This is a genomic window from Chitinophaga deserti (assembly GCF_003149455.1).
GTDB lineage: Bacteria > Bacteroidota > Bacteroidia > Chitinophagales > Chitinophagaceae > Chitinophaga > Chitinophaga deserti.
In genome coordinates this window covers 83,805-99,120 of sequence record NZ_QFFK01000002.1, presented here as the reverse complement: position 1 = coordinate 99,120, position 15,316 = coordinate 83,805, and the positions used below count along the sequence as shown (strand labels likewise).

14 protein-coding genes and 1 pseudogene are annotated in these 15,316 nt (G+C 51.2%); 13 read left to right on the top strand and 2 right to left on the bottom strand.

The features are described from left to right. Positions 1–3 precede the first annotated feature (3 nt). The 10 genes and pseudogenes from DEV76_RS04390 to DEV76_RS04345 all read left to right on the top strand — a co-directional run bounded on the left by DEV76_RS04390 (position 4) and on the right by DEV76_RS04345 (position 9,029). The gene (locus tag DEV76_RS04390) at positions 4–930 is read left to right on the top strand and encodes a polysaccharide pyruvyl transferase family protein (RefSeq protein ID WP_109695533.1); all 927 of its coding nucleotides are present in this window, start codon (positions 4–6) and stop codon (positions 928–930) included. Positions 931–1,366: 436 nt separating this feature from the next. Next, positions 1,367–1,507, top strand: a pseudogene (locus tag DEV76_RS26340) (DapH/DapD/GlmU-related protein); the annotation flags it as partial. Between the two features lie 23 nt (positions 1,508–1,530). After that, complete coding sequence (locus DEV76_RS04380; protein ID WP_109695529.1) at positions 1,531–2,316, top strand: glycosyltransferase family 2 protein; 786 nt, start codon at positions 1,531–1,533, stop codon at positions 2,314–2,316. 8 nt (positions 2,317–2,324) lie between these two features. Further along, positions 2,325–3,488 carry an XrtY-associated glycosyltransferase XYAG1 gene (locus DEV76_RS04375; RefSeq protein WP_109695527.1) on the top strand — a complete coding sequence of 388 codons (1,164 nt, stop codon included), beginning with the start codon at positions 2,325–2,327 and terminating at the stop codon, positions 3,486–3,488. Next, positions 3,485–4,390, top strand: coding sequence for a glycosyltransferase family 2 protein (locus DEV76_RS04370; protein WP_109695525.1), 906 nt, complete (start codon positions 3,485–3,487; stop codon positions 4,388–4,390). Before DEV76_RS04375 ends, DEV76_RS04370 begins: the two co-directional genes overlap by 4 nt. After that, complete coding sequence (locus DEV76_RS04365; protein ID WP_109695523.1) at positions 4,368–4,943, top strand: WcaF family extracellular polysaccharide biosynthesis acetyltransferase; 576 nt, start codon at positions 4,368–4,370, stop codon at positions 4,941–4,943. Before DEV76_RS04370 ends, DEV76_RS04365 begins: the two co-directional genes overlap by 23 nt. Before the next feature lie 9 nt (positions 4,944–4,952). After that, complete coding sequence (locus DEV76_RS04360; protein ID WP_109695521.1) at positions 4,953–6,188, top strand: WcaI family glycosyltransferase; 1,236 nt, start codon at positions 4,953–4,955, stop codon at positions 6,186–6,188. 2 nt (positions 6,189–6,190) lie between these two features. Further along, positions 6,191–7,576, top strand: coding sequence for an undecaprenyl-phosphate glucose phosphotransferase (locus DEV76_RS04355; protein WP_109695519.1), 1,386 nt, complete (start codon positions 6,191–6,193; stop codon positions 7,574–7,576). Positions 7,577–7,592: 16 nt separating this feature from the next. Further along, on the top strand, positions 7,593–8,267 hold the full coding sequence (locus DEV76_RS04350) for a tyrosine-protein phosphatase (RefSeq protein WP_157962714.1): 675 nt from the start codon (positions 7,593–7,595) through the stop codon (positions 8,265–8,267). A 126-nt stretch (positions 8,268–8,393) separates the two neighbouring features. Continuing rightward, positions 8,394–9,029 carry a histidine kinase gene (locus DEV76_RS04345; protein ID WP_157962713.1) on the top strand — a complete coding sequence of 212 codons (636 nt, stop codon included), beginning with the start codon at positions 8,394–8,396 and terminating at the stop codon, positions 9,027–9,029. 281 nt (positions 9,030–9,310) lie between these two features. Here the strand turns inward: DEV76_RS04345 and DEV76_RS04340 are convergent, their stop codons facing one another. Together DEV76_RS04340 and cobA are read right to left on the bottom strand one after the other, a co-directional pair. Continuing rightward, positions 9,311–10,009, bottom strand: a complete 699-nt coding sequence (locus DEV76_RS04340) for a Crp/Fnr family transcriptional regulator (protein WP_109695513.1) — start codon at positions 10,007–10,009, stop codon at positions 9,311–9,313. Further along, positions 10,006–10,779 (bottom strand): uroporphyrinogen-III C-methyltransferase, encoded by a 774-nt coding sequence (gene cobA, locus DEV76_RS04335; RefSeq protein WP_109695511.1) that lies wholly within the window; start codon positions 10,777–10,779, stop codon positions 10,006–10,008. The genes DEV76_RS04340 and cobA overlap by 4 nt, the downstream gene beginning before the upstream one ends. Positions 10,780–10,991: 212 nt before the next feature. Between cobA and nirB the strand changes: the two genes are divergently transcribed. The 3 genes from nirB (at position 10,992) to DEV76_RS04320 (ending at position 15,303) form a co-directional block, all read left to right on the top strand. Then, the gene (nirB, locus tag DEV76_RS04330) at positions 10,992–13,484 is read left to right on the top strand and encodes a nitrite reductase large subunit NirB (protein WP_109695509.1); all 2,493 of its coding nucleotides are present in this window, start codon (positions 10,992–10,994) and stop codon (positions 13,482–13,484) included. A 29-nt stretch (positions 13,485–13,513) separates the two neighbouring features. After that, positions 13,514–13,879, top strand: a complete 366-nt coding sequence (gene nirD, locus DEV76_RS04325) for a nitrite reductase small subunit NirD (protein WP_109695507.1) — start codon at positions 13,514–13,516, stop codon at positions 13,877–13,879. 80 nt (positions 13,880–13,959) lie between these two features. Then, positions 13,960–15,303, top strand: coding sequence for an alginate export family protein (locus DEV76_RS04320; RefSeq protein ID WP_232826875.1), 1,344 nt, complete (start codon positions 13,960–13,962; stop codon positions 15,301–15,303). The last annotated feature ends 13 nt before the right edge of the window (positions 15,304–15,316 follow it).

Below are 15,316 nucleotides of genomic sequence, written 5' to 3'. Positions count from 1 at the left end.
TGAATGGAATATATTTATTATAAAGACGCAAAGGGCAATTTCGGAGATGATCTCAATGCCTGGCTGTGGCCACAGTTTTTTGGTCCGCACAACCCCTCTTCGCCACATGCTTTTGTAGGAATAGGATCTATCCTGTGCCACGATTCCCCGCTTTTCAGGCCCCTCACAGGCCGCCGGAAGATCGTGTTCGGTACGGGTGTACGCCCGGCATACAAATCGTTTACTTTCGGTAACGAATGGGATGTCCGCTTCCTGAGGGGACCATTATCCGCCCATTATTTCAATAACGAACATCCTTTTATTGCGGATGCCGCATATGCTCTCGGGCTTTCGGAAAGTTTCGATCGTATCGCATCCACACCCAAGAAATATAAAGTGAGTGTGATCCCCTATTTCCGGTCGCTGCCATTCTTCGACTGGGAAAAGGTATGTGCTGAACTGGGCTTCCATTATATATCTCCTACCGCCGAGCATGGTATTGAACATACGCTGGAGGAGATTGCTTCTTCCGAGTTTGTAATTGCAGAAGCTATGCATGGTGCTATTATCGCAGATATCCTCCGCGTGCCCTGGAGCCGTTTTGTACTCAGTACCCCTTTTACGGAAGGGAGCGGCGTGTCGGAATTTAAATGGATGGACTGGCTGTTCTCTATCGGGCAAACCGGGACGGACACGGCACACATCAAACTCTACCGCAAATCATTCCTGCATGGCTGGCTTAAAAAAGCTTCCGGTAACGTGCTTAACACCGAGTTCCTGGTAAAACGCGCAGTGCGGGAAGATCTGGTGAAGCAACTGGCGGGCATACGCAACTTCAGCCTGTCGTCAGACAATGCCATTCAGGAAATCAACACCCGTTTTTTTGATGAAATCGCCGCCCTCAAAGCGGAACTAAATACTGTTCACCATGGCGACAGATCAATTATTTGAAGAAAAGACCGACGCGCGAACCGGTAAGGTGAAGATGTACCGCGACAATCCGCTGTATTTTCTTCGCCGGTCCAACATCTCCCTGAAGAAGAGCATCATGCTGTACCTCTACTACAGCGTGGCCATCTGGCTGCCCGATCCTCCCCGGCCTATAGGGGGGCTCTGCCTTTCTTTCCGTACCTGGCTGGCATCAAAGATTTTCCTGAAAGCAGGAAAGAATATTAAAATAGGCAGAAACACACGCTTCGGCAGTGGTATAAAAGTGGAGATCGGAGACTTCTCAGGCCTGAATACCGGTGGATGGATCGGGAACGATACTGTAATCGGGAACGATGTAATGTTCGGTCCGGAAGTAGTTATCCTCTCCGGCAGCCACAATTTCGAGCGTACAGACATCCCCATGCGGGAGCAGGGCGCCACACACAGGAAGCCGGTAGTGATAGGCGATGATGTATGGATCGGTACACGGGTTATTATTCTCCCCGGAATAAAAATCGGTTCGCACAGCATCATAGGTGCTGGATCGGTGGTAACCAAAGATGTTCCTGAATATGCCATTGTAGCCGGCAACCCGGCAGTCATTAAAAAATTCAGAGTATAATGGAAAAGCTTATTTCAGTAATTGTACCCGTTTACAACGGGGAGAAATATATCAACGACACGCTGGACAGCCTGCTGCGCCAAACCTGGCGGGGCTTTGAGCTGATAGTGGTGGATGGGAACTCTACAGACCGTACGGTGCAGCTGGTGAAAGATCACCTGCAAACCGTGGATATTCTTATCTCCGAGAAAGACGAAGGCATGTACGACGCCTTGCGGAAAGGTATGGAAGCCGCTTCAGGGAAGTATCTCTGTTATATTAATTCCGACGACCGCCTGCTGCCATATACCCTCGAGAAAGTGGTGCGCAAATTCGAGCACGGGCAATACGACCTGGTGTTTGGCGACCATAATTTTATCTCGGAAACGGGGGAAATCGCCTACACATATAAGGGTGTGAATTTCAGCCGGGATGCCATCAGCTACTTGCACCGGGTGCCATTTGCGCAGCAAAGCGCCTTCTGGACGAAGGAGGCTTACCGGAAAGCCGGTGGTTTCGACAAGTCCATGAAGTACTCCGCCGATTCCAAGTTCCTGCTCACCCTCTGCCTCGATCCCATGATCCGTAAAGGATACATACCTGCTGTACTGGGAGAGTACCGTATGCATGGAGACTCCTTCTCGGTTTCGGTAACCGAAAAAATGATCGCGGAAAATCACCGGATGCGCAATGCCCTGCCATTGAAGCATAACAAGCTGCGCAAATACTTCTATGAAATGATCACCAAGGTGGTGAACGCCCGTGGTATCTATAAGAAAATGACCTATAAAGGCACGAAATTCTAAAACGAAGCATGAACATTTTATTCATAGTACCCAGTTACAAACCCGCTTATATCTATGGCGGCCCCATCGTGTCGGTAGCACGGCTGGCGGAAAGCCTCGTGCAGATAGGGCATACAGTAACAGTTTATACCACTACCGCCAACGGGCCCGATGAGCTGGATATGCCGCTCACCGAGCCGGTAATGATGGACGGGGTGCGCGTACAATTCTTCCGCCGTATCACGAAAGACCATACCCATATTTCCCCCGCCCTGTGGAAAGCCACCTGGGCCACCGTGAAAGATTATGATGCCGTACACATCCACTCCTGGTGGAACTTCCTCATCATGGGCGTTTCACTCATATGCACCATGAAGGGGGTAAAGCCTGTGCTGAGTCCACGCGGAATGCTGTGCGACTACATTTTCACCAACAAAAACCAGTTCAAAAAGAAGCTGCTCCATCATACGGTAGGCAAACACCTGCTGTCAAGAACCTTCCTGCACGTTACATCCCACGTGGAATGGAACGATTGCCTGAAGCTGAACGAAAACTGGCGGGGTGGTCTCATTCATAACATCGTTGACCTTCCGTACCAATCCGGTAAGCCGCAGGAGCATCAAAGCAATCCTGAGTTTACCATTGGTTTCCTTTCCCGGGTAGATCCCAAGAAAGGGCTGGATATCCTCATCAAAGCCCTGGCCGGTGTGGATTTCCCTTTCGTATTGAAAATAGCAGGTTCCGGAGACGGAGATTATATGGATGAGCTTCGCGCACTGATTGCGGCTGAGGGAATAGAGGATAAAGTGGAATGGGTAGGCTGGAAGAAGGGAGAAGAGAAATTCTCTTTCCTCGCTGAAGTGGATCTTTTCGCACTCACTTCCCACAACGAAAATTTTGCGGTGGTGGTAATCGAATCACTGTCTGTGGGTACACCGGTATTGGTAAGTGAAAACGTTGGGCTTTCGCGGTATGTGAAAGAGCGAAACCTGGGATGGGTAACAACACTGGGGTTGAAGGAAGTGCGTGCGCGCCTCACAGAAGCCTACCGCGCGCAGCAGGAGCGTTTCCGTATCAGGAAAGACGCCGTTCCCATCATCCGGGAAGATTTTAATGAAGAAAAGCTGGCAGCCGATTACGCGGATATGTACCGTAATGTCAACAACCTCCCATATAAACGTACCGCTGTATGAAACTAGCAGTAATCATATTAACCTATAACGAATCGCTCCACCTCGCACGCTGCCTCGAGAGTGTGCGTACTATCGCTTCCGAGATACATATCGTGGATTCTTATTCTACAGATGATACGCTTGCCATCGCGGAACGCTTCGGCGCCACTGTGGTGCAGCGTAAATGGACCAACCATGCAGAACAGTGCCAGTGGGGCATGGATAATTGTGGTATTAAGGCAGATTGGGTAATGCGCCTGGACGCGGATGAATACCTGGAGCCTGCACTGAAACGTGAAATAGAAGAGCGCCTGGATACGATGCCGGAGAACATTACCGGTTTGTACATCCGCAGGAAAGTGCTCTTTAAAAATAAATGGATCCGCCATGGAGGATTCTATCCGCATATACTCATGCGAATCTGGCGAAATGGACAGGCCAGCGTGGAACAGCGGTGGATGGACGAGCATATCGTTGTAAACAGCGGGGATACCCTTATGCTGAAAGAGCACCTTGTTGATCACAATCTTAATTCCATTCACTGGTGGGTTAACAAGCATAACAATTATGCCATCAAGGAAATGATCGACCTCCTGAACATCAAATACCGCTTTATGGAGCTGGATCAGCGCCTGCTGGGTTCTACCAACGGGAGTGCCCGCCGTAAGCGCTTCCTTAAAGAAAAAGTGTATTCCACTATCCCTCCCGGAGGGCGCGCTTTCCTGTATTTCTGCTACCGCTATTTCGTGCGGTTCGGATTTCTGGACGGCTACCGGGGTTTTATATTCCATTTCATGCAGGGGTATTGGTACCGGCTGCTGGTAGATGTAAACGTTAAGGAATTTGAAGCCAAGCTGGGAGGAGATACCAGTGCGGCTAAACTGAAAGAAATCTTAAGAAATGATTACAACATCGCGATCTGAAGCCATCCGGACAGACCTGTCGAAGTTCCGTACCGGAGATTACTCCGCCGGGCCCGGGTGGAAAGTACTTTCCTGGTACTTCGTGAATTACTGGGTGTTTTACAGCTCCCTCCCCTGGCCGTATGGGCTGAAAACGGCCCTGCTGCGGATGTTTGGTGCTAAGGTGGGGAAAGGGCTCGTGATAAAAACGAACGTGCGGATCAAGAACCCCTGGCGCCTCACCATCGGCGATCATGTATGGATAGGGGAAGATGTTTGGATCGATAACCTGGAAAATGTATCGATAGGAAATCATGTCTGTATTTCCCAGGGGGCCCTGCTGCTGACGGGTAACCATGATTACACCGCTTCCGACTTCCCTTACCGCCTCGGCCCCATCCGGCTGGACGATGGTTCGTGGGTAGGTGCGAAATCGGTAGTGTGCCCGGGTGTCCGCCTCGGCAGTCATGCCATACTTACCGTTAGCTCGGTAGCCACACGTGATATTGCGCCCTGGGAGATCCATGCGGGTAACCCGGCAGCTTTTGTACGCGATCGCGTCATGAAAAAATAATAAAGACACATGCCCAAGAGATTGTTGCTGATAGGAGGAAATTATGCGCCCGAGCCAACCGGCATCGGGAAGTTCAACGGTGAGATGATCGGCTGGCTGGTGAACAACGGGTATGAATGCACCGTGATAACCACCTACCCGTATTATCCCCAATGGAAGGTTCAGGAACCCTACTCCCGGAAAAACCGCTGGTTCCGCTGTGAGGAATCGCACGAAGGAAGGCTGAAAGTTTACCGCTGCCCGCAATATGTGCCCGCGGAACCCAGCGGTAAAAAAAGGATGATGATGGATGCCACATTTGCCATGGCTGCTTTTGTGCAGATGCTGAAGCTCCTCCCTTCGAAGAAATATGATTACGTCATGAGCGTGGTGCCCTCGTTTCACCTCGGCTTACTGGCGCTGCTGTATAAGAAATTCCGTGGCGCAGAAGTACTGTATCACATCCAGGACCTCCAGATAGATGCGGCCCGCGATCTGAATATGATCCGGAGTGGGAAGATGATCAACGCCATGTTGAAGCTGGAGAAATACATCCTCCGGAAATCGGACAGGGTGAGTAGTATATCCGACGGTATGATCCGCCAGATCAGCGGTAAGCTGGACCGGCAGATAGAGCTGTTCCCCAACTGGGCGGATGTAGACAAATTTCATCCCCTGCCCGGCCGTATGTCGCTGAAAGAATCATTCGGGTTTCAGCCCGGTCATAAGGTAGTGCTGTATTCCGGCGCTATTGGAGAAAAGCAGGGGCTGGAATCAATCTTGCATGCCGCCAGATCGCTGGAAGACAGGGAAGATGTGCAATTCGTCATCTGTGGCTCCGGCCCTTATCGCGAAAAGCTGCATGAGAAAGCGCTGGAAATGGGTTTGCGGAGTGTACACTTTCTTCCCCTTCAGCCGCTGGATCAGTTTAACCGCTTCCTCAATATGGCCGACCTGCACCTGGTAATCCAGAAGTCGGGCGCCTCCGACCTGGTGATGCCTTCCAAGCTCACGGCCATACTGGCCGTAGGCGGACTGTCTCTGGTTACAGCCAATCCCGGATCGAGCCTGCATGCGCTGGTAGAAGGGTATCAGCTGGGTATTGTTGTGCCGGCGGAGAATCAGGAAGCGCTGAACCATGGCATCCGGAAAGCGGTCACTGAAGACCATGTGGGTATGCGCGGCAATGCACGGTCGTATGCTGTGGAGTATTTATCCATCGATAAAGTCATGCGCCGATTTGAAGCAAATGTTTTAAAAAATTAGTCATGCTGAACCGGTATCTGAAAATATTTCTCATCCAGATCTTTGTACTGGATTTCATTTGCCTGAACGGGCTCTTTTTCCTCGCAGGGATGGGCCTGCGGCAATACGATCTTCAATCGCACCAGGGTGCCGACGCCTTTTTGCTGGTATCCAACATCGCCTGGGCCATTGCACTGTATACATCAGGGCTTCACTCCGTGAGCAGCCAGCTCTCCTATGAAAAAATGGCGAGGAAAACCGCGAAATCGGTGCTGATGTACCTGCTTATTTTATTAGGCTTTCTATTCCTCTATCAACACCTTTACAGCCGGTTTTTTGTACTGATGTACTGTTCGCTTTTTATCTCTGCGGTGGTGCTAAACAGGCTGCTCTTTTACTGGATCACGGATCACGTGCGCAGCAGGAAAGGGATTGAAAGGAAAATGGTGATACTGGGGTATAACGAAATGTCGAAGAAACTGGCGGATAACCTGGTGTCGGAGAAGAGCAACCTCCGGTTTGAAGGTTATTTCGAAGAGTATAGTAAAGTGCAGGAGCTGTCGTACTACCCGGTGATCGGTAACCTGCAGGATTGTGTGCCTTATGCGCGGGATAATAACATCCGCGAAATCTACTCCACATTATCCCCCGAACAGTTTCCGTATCTCTACACACTCGCCTACGAAGCGGAAAGGCACTTTATTCATTTTCGCTTTGTGCCGGATTTTAAAATGTTTGTGAACCGGCAGATTCATGTGGATTATTTCAACAATATTCCCATCATCAGCCTGCGTTCCGAACCGCTCGATGATATTGCAAACCGTATCCGTAAGCGCATCTTTGACCTGGTCTTCAGTACGCTGGTATGCGTTTTCCTCCTGAGCTGGCTGATACCCTTGCTGGCATTGCTCATCAGGCTGGAATCGAAAGGTCCGGTATTCTTTGTGCAGCACCGCACCGGCCGTAATAACAGAACGTTCCGCTGCCTGAAAATGCGCAGTATGTACGTGAATAACGATGCCAATTCCAAACAGGCTTCCCGAAACGATAAGCGGTTTACGCGTGTAGGGCGCATACTCCGCAAAACGAACCTGGATGAAATGCCCCAGTTCTTTAACGTACTGCTGGGCGACATGTCTGTGGTAGGCCCGCGCCCTCATATGCTGAAGCATACCGAAGAATATTCGTCGATCATCAAACAATACATGGTGCGGCACTTCCTGAAACCGGGTATCACCGGATGGGCACAGGTAAATGGTTTCAGAGGGGAGATAACGGAAGATGCACATCTGCGCAAACGGGTGGAGCACGATATTTGGTACATGGAAAACTGGTCTGTTTATCTGGACTTACGGATCATATTTTTAACAGTGGCGAACACGATGAAAGGAGAAAAGAATGCATTTTGATATCCTTAAACACGACATGCACTCGCATTTGCTGCCCGGGCTGGACGACGGTGTGCAGGACCTGGAAACTGCCCTGGCGTTCATCCGGCAGCTTTCTGCGCTGGGTTATGAGCACCTTACCACTACACCTCACATCATGTGCGGGGTGTATAACAATGGTGCAGATACCATCCTGCCAAAGCTGGAGGAAGTGCGGGAAGCAGTGCGGAAAGCCGGAATCCCCATAGAGCTGGATGCCGGTGCAGAATACCTGCTGGACGATTATTTCGAATCGCTGCTGGAAGAGCGTGCCCCTTTAATGACTATCGGTGGAAATCATGTGCTGGTAGAGTTTTCGTGGGTGGGGCTGCCGGCTGGTTACCGGAGTACTTTCTTCAACATGAAAGTAGCGGGGTACGAACCTGTACTGGCGCATCCCGAGCGGTATCATTACCTGCATAAGGATTTTGATGTATACCGGGAGATTCATGCTTCCGGGGTACTGTTGCAGGCCAACCTGCTGTCGTTCACAGGATACTACGGCAGCCGAGTGCAGGCGGCAGCATTGCAGCTGGCGGAAGAAGGACTGATTCATTTCGCCGGTACCGATCTGCATCACCAGCGGCATTTACAGGCACTTACGGAATTTGATTTCAGGAAAGTGCTGGGGAAGATGTTGGCAGTCAACAATTTAAGAAATGCGTTGTTATAAGATTATAGACACAAACGGGTTTCTCTTTACAGGAAAAAGAGTATTTTGTATAGCGACATGCGAAAAACCGCTCCGGCGGCCAGTATCTTTATTTTGAAACTGAATACAAAAACCAAGGGGCTAACAATGAAATCTTCCACAGGAGTACGCGATCTCCCTGCCGATAAATGGTTAATCAATGATGTGTTTCATGAACTGCGGAGTATGCTGTCTGCGATATTGAGCAGTGTGGAGCTGATTGAAATGTATGCCGCCAGGCCCGATTCCGGAGGGCGCATCAGCCGTCAGGCAGGCTCCATCAAGATGCAGGTAATGGAACTGGAATTCCAGTTGCAGAACGTGAAAGTGATACAGGATATGCTGAATGCATCGCAGATCATTCACCGAAATCATTTCAATATCGTGCATATGCTAGAACAGCTGGTGGAAGATGAGCGTTATGCACATTTATTTCCGGCAGGTGTGGCCTTTGATATGCGTGAGGAGCGGGAAGTGGTGTATGCAGATGAACAGTTGCTCCGGCAAACTGTGCTGAATGTGGCCTGGTGCCTGAATCGTAATGCAGCACCCGGTGCCGCGCCGGAAATACGGTATGCAGTACAGGAAGAGCATTTCGAAATTACAGGTCTGGTGCCCGTGCCGGGCCGCCCGGCGCTGGATCAGCGGATGTGCAGGCTCATCGGCTACTTGTCGGAACTGCAGGGTGGTACCTTTGAACTGCAGGAATCGGAAGGGACGCTGCTGGTGCGAATTCCCGTATAAATTTGTCTGGTTAGTTTGAGTATAGTGGAAGGCGCTCCTGAATGGGGTGCCTTTCCTGTTTATGGGCAGCCGGGGGGATTTGTGCCACATAAACCGGCTTTACTGTAGGGTTACTTCTGATTTAAAGAAGGGTTACTGTATATATACTGTATATAAAAGCCATCCAAACCCAATACAGTAAAGGAAAAGCAGCGATTTATATACTATAAGGTACCATTACAGTATGCTATCTGTATATATTCCTTATCCCTGAGATCTGGCTGAAGTTGAACCGGGGATGCTCATTGCCCTTCCTCCTGAGCCGTCACAAATAGCTGGAGCTGTGCGGGCTGCAGAATAGAGAAGCGCTTATCTTCCGAAGTAACCCAGCCTTCCTGAACAAGTTCCTGGAGCATGCGGTGGGCGGTTTCGTAAGTTGTGCCGGTATAAGAAGCCATATCCTGACGGGAAAGGGGGAAATTGATAAACCCGTCTTTAGTTCCGAATTTCTTCTCTAAATGAAGCAATGCCTGGGCAATTCGGCCCTTTACGGACATATGTGCGAGGTTGCGCATGCGTTTCTCGGATTCCTGTAATTCACGGGCGTAAAACATCATCAGCTCATACAGCAAACTATTGTTAACCTGCAGCGAATCCTGGAAGAAGGAAAGATCGAAGTGGCAGACGGTAGTGGCTTCCAGCGCGGTAGCAGAAACGGGATAGGTATGATCGGTGCCAATGCCACGGTGCCCCACAATATCGCCCGAAGCGGCAAAGCGTACGATGAGTTCCTTATCCCTCCCCCAGTGTTTATGCACTTTCATCCTTCCCTTATCAATAAAATAAATACCTGTTACAGGATCGCCTTCGGAAAAAAGGAGCTCGCCCTTTTTGAGGGCATAGTGTTTTTTGTTAGCGGTGATGGCTGGCTTCCAGGAGGGCAGGCAAAGGCGGCACAGCAGGCAGGCATCCATGTCGCAGGATTGTCGGGCAAGCTTCATAATGGGGGCTCGTTTGAGTGGGCGGTCAAGTTAGCGTATTCTTTCCATAATGCGGGGTGCAGGCGCACGGTTTCGCCGATGATGATGACTGCAGGACTTCCCAGCCCGGCTTCTTCCGCCAGTTCTGCAATATCTGCCACACTGCCGGTTACACAGCGCTCCTCACCGGTGGTGGCCGATTGTATCACGGCGGCGGGAATACCTGATTTACCGTTGGTGATAAATATATCCATGATCTCCCGGATGCGGCTCATGCCCATGAGGATCACCACGGTGGCGGTGGATTGTGCCGCCAGGGCAATATCGGCGGAAATGGTGCCCGTCCGGGTAGTGCCGGTAGTGATCCAGCAGGATTCGTGGAGGCCACGGGCCGTTAAGGGGATGCCTTGTGAGGCCGGGGCGGCTATGGCGCTGGTAATTCCGGGTATGGTTTGGACGGGGATGCCGGCTTCGCGGGCAGCCCTGATCTCTTCCTCTGCCCGCCCGAAAAGGAAAGGGTCGCCACCTTTTAGGCGTACCACATGCCCATGAGATTGGGCGTAATGAACGATAAGGCGGCATATTTCGTCCTGCGGTACGGCGTGGCGGCCGGGCCTTTTACCTACTGAGAGGCAAAGCGTACCCGGACGGGCATACTGCAGCAAATCCTCGCATGCCAGTGCATCATATAATATAACGTCTGCCGCACTGAGCGTCTTGATAGCTTTCAGGGTGATAAGCTCCGGATCTCCCGGTCCTGCACCCACCAGGCTGAGCATAGGCTGTAACATACTATAACGGATTAAGAATAAATATATCTGACATAATTTATAAGAAACGCTATAAAAATAATAGATCTAAGTGTAAATTCATGATATGAATCATAGTTTAATTTGATTATTTTGATGCTCAATAGGTGAAAAGTGCTATCCTGATCAATTGAAATGCTGTATAGAAATTAATTTAATGTGACTTTATTCGTTTTATCACCAAATATGCTCCCATGAAAATCGTCGTCATCGGAAACGGCATGGTCGGTTTCAAATTCTGCCGTAAAATCACCGAAAGGCAGATCCCCGGGCTCCAGCTCGTCGTCTTCGGAGAAGAGCGCCACCCGGCATACGACCGTGTCCATCTCAGCAGCTATTTCGAAGGTAAATCCACCGCCGATCTGCTCCTCGCTCCTAAAAACTGGTATGCCGACAATGGCATCCGCCTCCTCCTCGGTGATCCCGTTCACCACATTTCCCCCGGCGTTCAGACAGTCACCTCCAGGTCCGGCATCACCGAATCTTACGACGTGCTGGTTTTTGCCACTGGTTCCTCCGCCTTTGTACCGCCCATGCCCGGCACCGATCAGAAAGGCGTATTCGTTTACCGCACGCTCGATGATCTGGAACTCATGAAATCGGCCGCCCGGAAGGCGCGCCGTGCAGCAGTCATAGGCGGCGGCCTCCTTGGACTTGAAGCGGCCAAATCCTGCATGGACCTCGGCATTGCCGACACCACCATCGTAGAATACGCCCCCCGCCTCATGCCCCGGCAGATCGATCAGAACGGCTCCGAAATCCTCCAGCGCCAGCTCCTGGCACTCGGCCTTAAAATCCGTACCAACGCTTACACCACTTCTATCCGGGGCGACGGGCAGGCAACAGGCATCGGTTTCGAAGACGGTTCTTCCATTCCCGCAGATATGATCGTTATATCGGCAGGGATTCGTCCACGTGATGAACTCGCCGCTGCTGCAGGTCTCGAAACGGGATCCCGCGGGGGGATTATAGTGAATGACCGCATGCAGGCTTCGCATGCCAACATTTACGCCATCGGCGAGTGTGCCTTGTATGATCACACCATATATGGACTGGTAGCGCCCGGATACGAAATGGCGGATATTGCCATAGATAATATCCTCGGTGGCGACCGCACTTTCGGCGGGTTCGATATGAGTACCAAGCTGAAACTTGTGGGCGTGGATGTAGCAAGCTTCGGAGATCCCTTCCCTCCTCCTGATACCTGCCGCGTGATCGTATTCGAAGATCAGGTTGCCGGGGTGTACAAACGCATAAACATGACGGACGACGGGCAGTACATTCTCGGGGGTATTCTCATCGGTGATGCATCGTCGTACAACATGTTGCTGCAAAAGGTAAAGAATAAGATTAAAGTGACGGGCAAGCCGGAAGATGAACTGTTGGGCAGCCGCTCCTCCGGCGATACTGCTGCCGGTGTACTGGGCCTGCCTCCCGATGCTATGATCTGCTCCTGCGAAAGTGTATCCAAAGCTGCTATCTGCAAAGCGGTGGAAGATGGTCACGAAACTTTCAATGCCGTGAAGAAATGTACCGGTGCTTCTACTTCCTGCGGCGGATGTGCACCCATGGTGAAGGATCTGATCACATATACATTGAAATCGCAGGGGAAATATGTGAGGAACGTATTGTGTGAGCACTTCGGATATTCCCGTCAGGAACTCTTCGACCTCATCCGGCTCCGCAACCTCCGTACTTACGATGATGTACTGGATCATATCGGGCAGGGCGATGGCTGTGAGGTTTGCAAACCTGCCGTTTCATCTATTCTTGCCAGTTTATGGAATGATATGATCCTCGCTAAGGGGAACGATACCGCGCAGGACTCCAACGACCGTTATCTCGCCAATATACAGAAAGGAGGTACCTACTCTGTAGTACCCCGTATTCCCGGAGGGGAAATCACGCCGCAAAAACTCATGGCCATTGGCCGAATTGCGGAGAAGTACAATCTATACACCAAAATTACCGGCGGCCAGCGTATCGATATGTTTGGCGCACACGTCGGGGATCTGCCGCTGATCTGGGAAGAACTGATCGCAGAGGGCTTCGAAAGCGGCCATGCATACGGGAAGGCCCTGCGCACGGTAAAAAGCTGTGTGGGGTCTACCTGGTGCCGTTTCGGACTGCACGACAGTGTGAGCTACGCCATCAGGGTCGAAGAAAGGTACCGCGGACTGCGGGCGCCACATAAACTTAAATCTGCCGTGTCCGGCTGTATCCGGGAATGTGCGGAAGCGCAATCGAAAGACTTCGGTATCATCGCTACTGAAAAAGGCTGGAACCTTTATGTGTGTGGCAATGGCGGCTCCAAACCACAACATGCCCATCTCCTCGCGGCAGATATCGATAGCGAAACCTGCATCCGTTATATCGACCGTTTCCTCATGTTCTACATCAAAACTGCCGACCCGCTTACCCGCACCGCAACATGGCTTAACAAAATGGATGGCGGAATCGATTACCTCCGCAATGTGGTGGTGAAAGACAGCTTAGGCATCGCAGAAGAGCTGGAACGCGAAATGCAGTTGCTGGTAGATAATTACAAATGCGAATGGAAGGAAGTAGTGGAAACGCCCGCACTGCGCAAACGGTTCAGCCATTTCGTAAACGCTCCGGAAGATAAAGATCCCAACGTTCGTTTCGAAACATTGCGCGGACAGAAGAAGGCACTGGAGTGGAAATAACTCATCATCAACCAAAAAAGACGATACGCATGTCTACTATCACTAAAGAAAAAATGACCTGGTTTTTTGCCTGTAAGGTGGAAGATGTACCTGCCAACGGCGGTGTTTGCGTGAAGTACAAAGATGAACAGATTGCACTGTTCCATTTTGCCCGCCGTGGCGAATGGTATGCTTCGCAGAACCTTTGTCCGCACCGGCAACAGATGGCATTAAGCCGCGGTATGATCGGTGCCCAGCAGGGAGAGCCTAAGGTAGCCTGCCCGTTTCATAAGAAAACTTTTTCACTGGCAGACGGGCGCTGTCTTTCCGACGAGCATGAATGTGCCATTAAAGTATATCCTGTAAAGCTGGAAGACGACCGTATTTATATCGGTGTTCATCCTATTCCGGGGTGAATGCCTGAAAAGGTGAAACCCGGTGGCTTGGCGGCGAACCGGGTTTCGTGACTTCAATTGCTGGAATTAAAATCGTTCAAATGTACAATAAAATGCATTCCCGCTGCGGGACGGCCATGCTCCTCTTATTGGGCGGCCTCCCGCTGGCCGGTAAAGCCCAGTTATCGCTCTCTGCGCAGTTACGCACCCGTACAGAGTTCCGCGATGGGCAGGGGGCGCCGCTCCCGCGATCCGCAAAGCCGGCATTCTTCACCTCACAACGCACCCGCCTCTCGGCAGGGTTTACCACGAACCGCCTCAAATTCGGATTGTCTGTTCAGGATGTCCGGGTTTGGGGCCAGGATGTTTCCACTATCAATAAGATCAGTACGCAGGATAACAACGGGCTGATGGTGCACGAAGCCTGGGCCGAAGTACGGCTTACAGATACTACATCCCTTCACAACCTGAGCTTTAAGATAGGCCGGCAGGAACTGAATTATGATGATGGCAGGCTGCTGGGTAACCTCGACTGGTTGCAGCAGGCCCGCAGGCACGATGCACTGGTGTTCCGTTACAGTTCCGGTTCCTGGCAGGCCGATGTTGGTTTAGCCTATGCGCAAAACCGCGAAGCTGCATCGGGCACCTTATACCAGGGTACGCCTCCGGGTGCTTATCCTGCCAATACCAACGGCGGGTCGATGTATAAAGGATTACAATACCTGCACATCTCCCGGAAAAATACCCATGGGCAGATATCTCTGCTTGCACTGGCAGATCAGTTTCCCCGGTTTCATGTAGATACCATTGAGCAAAAGCCTGTTAAAACTTACGATGCCGGTGTGCACAGCAGGTTTACGGCAGCCGCTTATGCGCAACAAACTTTCGGCAGGCTGTCGCTGACCGGTAACGTGGCTTACCAGGGCGGGAGGTATGCTGATGGCGGTACAGTAGAAGGATGGCTCCTTTCAGGACAGGCGCTATATGCTATCACACCTCAGCTGAAAGCAGGTGTGGGAACAGATTATACTACCGGGGGCAAATCGGGCAGCAGGGCAAAGGCCTTTGATCCATTGTATGGTACACCACATAAATTCTGGGGGCATATGGATTATTACTACGCCGGCAATACTTTCGGCGCCACCGGCCTGCAGGATTATTACCTCCGCTTTCTTTTCAAACCCGGCGCCAGATGGAGCCTTCAGGCCGACGGGCACCGCTTCTTTTCGGCCAGCTCCATCGCCATGCACAACCGCGACTATGGCTGGGAGGCCGACCTCAATGCACAGTTTGCACTCACGCCTGTAATAGGCTTCGAGGCGGGGTACAGCTATTACCGCAGCACACTTCCACTGGCAGCGGTAAAGGCGGTTAACAATGCGGCACGCAGTAACCAATGGGCTTACCTCATGATCAATATCAAACCTTCATTATTACTGAAATAATTCTTCACTCACT

Bases quoted from the DNA above. Each gene is read 5' to 3' on its own strand.
- DEV76_RS04375 (WP_109695527.1), top strand. From the start codon at position 2,325: ATGAACATTTTATTCATAGTACCCAGTTACAAACCCGCTTATATCTAT.
- DEV76_RS04360 (WP_109695521.1), top strand. From the start codon at position 4,953: ATGCCCAAGAGATTGTTGCTGATAGGAGGAAATTATGCGCCCGAGCCA.
- DEV76_RS04365 (WP_109695523.1), top strand. From the start codon at position 4,368: ATGATTACAACATCGCGATCTGAAGCCATCCGGACAGACCTGTCGAAG.
- nirB (WP_109695509.1), top strand. From the start codon at position 10,992: ATGAAAATCGTCGTCATCGGAAACGGCATGGTCGGTTTCAAATTCTGC.
- cobA (WP_109695511.1), bottom strand. From the start codon at position 10,779: ATGTTACAGCCTATGCTCAGCCTGGTGGGTGCAGGACCGGGAGATCCG.
- DEV76_RS04345 (WP_157962713.1), top strand. From the start codon at position 8,394: ATGAAATCTTCCACAGGAGTACGCGATCTCCCTGCCGATAAATGGTTA.
- DEV76_RS04320 (WP_232826875.1), top strand. From the start codon at position 13,960: ATGTACAATAAAATGCATTCCCGCTGCGGGACGGCCATGCTCCTCTTA.
- DEV76_RS04370 (WP_109695525.1), top strand. From the start codon at position 3,485: ATGAAACTAGCAGTAATCATATTAACCTATAACGAATCGCTCCACCTC.
- DEV76_RS04355 (WP_109695519.1), top strand. From the start codon at position 6,191: ATGCTGAACCGGTATCTGAAAATATTTCTCATCCAGATCTTTGTACTG.
- DEV76_RS04340 (WP_109695513.1), bottom strand. From the start codon at position 10,009: ATGAAGCTTGCCCGACAATCCTGCGACATGGATGCCTGCCTGCTGTGC.
- nirD (WP_109695507.1), top strand. From the start codon at position 13,514: ATGTCTACTATCACTAAAGAAAAAATGACCTGGTTTTTTGCCTGTAAG.
- DEV76_RS04390 (WP_109695533.1), top strand. From the start codon at position 4: ATGGAATATATTTATTATAAAGACGCAAAGGGCAATTTCGGAGATGAT.
- DEV76_RS04380 (WP_109695529.1), top strand. From the start codon at position 1,531: ATGGAAAAGCTTATTTCAGTAATTGTACCCGTTTACAACGGGGAGAAA.
- DEV76_RS04350 (WP_157962714.1), top strand. From the start codon at position 7,593: ATGCACTCGCATTTGCTGCCCGGGCTGGACGACGGTGTGCAGGACCTG.